Annotated in this window: 2 protein-coding genes; one reads left to right on the top strand and one right to left on the bottom strand. The window is 64.5% G+C overall.

All coding sequences use genetic code 11. The features are described 5' to 3' along the window. The coding region (locus tag NFX52_RS30080) for a general secretion pathway protein GspB (RefSeq protein WP_252635998.1) at positions 1–269 on the top strand (269 nt) is incomplete at its 5' end. A 183-nt stretch (positions 270–452) separates the two neighbouring features. On the opposite strand, the gene NFX52_RS30075 is transcribed toward NFX52_RS30080, so the two are convergent. Beyond that, a partial coding sequence (locus NFX52_RS30075; protein WP_252635997.1) for an ABC transporter substrate-binding protein occupies positions 453–1,584 on the bottom strand: 1,132 nt, incomplete at its 5' end.

The following is a 1,584-nucleotide window of genomic DNA, read 5'->3' as shown; positions in this document are numbered from 1 at the left end:
CGTCACCAGACGCCGGGGTGGCCCCGCCGCCCGCCAGCCCCGTGTTTGCGCAGGGAGATCTGCCCGAGGCCTTGCGCACGCAGTTGCCTGCGCTCAAGGTGACGGGCGCCACCCATTCGAACAATCCGGCCTACCGCATGGCCATCGTCAACGGACAGGTGTTGCACGAAGGCGACCAGGCGGCACCCGGCCTGGTGCTGGAGAAGATCGAGCCTGGGCGTACTGTCTGGTCGTTCAAGGGCTACCGGTATGGGGTAACGGCGCAGTAGTAAAAAACATGAGCTAAAACAGCCTCTAGCGCTTATCCAGTAAGCGCTAATAGCTATCTATTTGATAGTTGTTTTGTGAGGCGCTGTGCTTTCAGCACCTGGCTCCACGCAAAGCGAGAGCTACGGTGGAGTCGGCATCACCGGCCCACCAGAGTCCGGGGGACGGCGCAGCAACCCCGGGGATCAGCGGATAAACCTGCCGTCGCGCCCCACCAGCGTCAGCTCCACAAACCGCGATGCATTGCGGTCGGGGGTGCTGGCGTTGATCTCGAAGCCACCCAGGTCCCACTTCTTGAGGTTCCAGGTGGCGTCGATGAAGGCGGCTCGTGTGGGGTTGCGGCCCGCGCGCTGCAGGGCCTCGGCAAAGACGCGGGCGTTGATGTAGCCCTCCAGCGCCAGGTGCGAGGGATCGGCCGTGGCGCCCGAGGCCTTCCAGGCGGCCTGGAAGTCGCGCACTACCGGCATGACCACGTTGGAGGGCAGGGGCACGACCTGCGAGATGGCCATGCCCGTGGCATCTGCGCCCAGGGCCTTCACGGTAGCGGGGGTGCCCATCACCGACAGTGCATACAGCGTCACGCCGCGCTTGATGGCGCGAAACGCCTTCACGAATTCCAGCGTGGGCTTGCCTGCCAGGCCGATCACGATGGCTTCGAGGTTGCCGCTTGCCAGTTTGGTGGCTGCGGCGCCGGCATCCGACGCGTTGTTTTCGACCGTCACCGTCAGCGCCTCGGGCAGCTTGAGGCGGTCCATCGACTGTTTGGCGGCGGTAAAGATCTCTTTGCCGAACGCGTTGTTCTGGTAGACGATGCCGATGCGCTGGATGCCGATGGTCGATAGGTGTTGCACCAGCTTTTCGGCCTCGTCGGCGTAGCTGGCGCGGATGTTGAAAACACTGCGGGCCTTGGTGCGGCTCAGTTGCGCGCCGGTGAAGGGGGCGAAAAACGGAATGCCACTCTCGATCACCTTGGGCAGCATGGCGTCGATCATGGGGGTGCCCATGCAGTTGAACAGCGCAAAGTACCCAGGGTCTGCCAGGAACTGCTCCACATTGGCCAGCGCCTTGGGCACATCGTAGGTGTCGTCCTGTGTGACCAGTTCAATGGTCTTGCCGTGGATGCCACCCCGTGCATTGATGCCCGCAAACGCCGCCTTGGCACCCTGGTGCATGGCCGAACCGAGATCGCCCAGCGGGCCGGTGAGGGCGGTGGACTGTGCAATACGGATGGTCCCTTCCTGTGCGCGGGCGCTGCCCAGCCCCAGCCAGGGCAGGCTGATGGTGGCGGTCGCGGCAGCCAGCAACTGGCGCCGGGCG

Source organism: Acidovorax facilis, assembly GCF_023913775.1.
Taxonomy (GTDB): domain Bacteria; phylum Pseudomonadota; class Gammaproteobacteria; order Burkholderiales; family Burkholderiaceae_C; genus Acidovorax; species Acidovorax facilis.
Note: the sequence above shows the minus strand (reverse complement) of the source record. Positions and strands in the feature narration are given on the sequence as shown.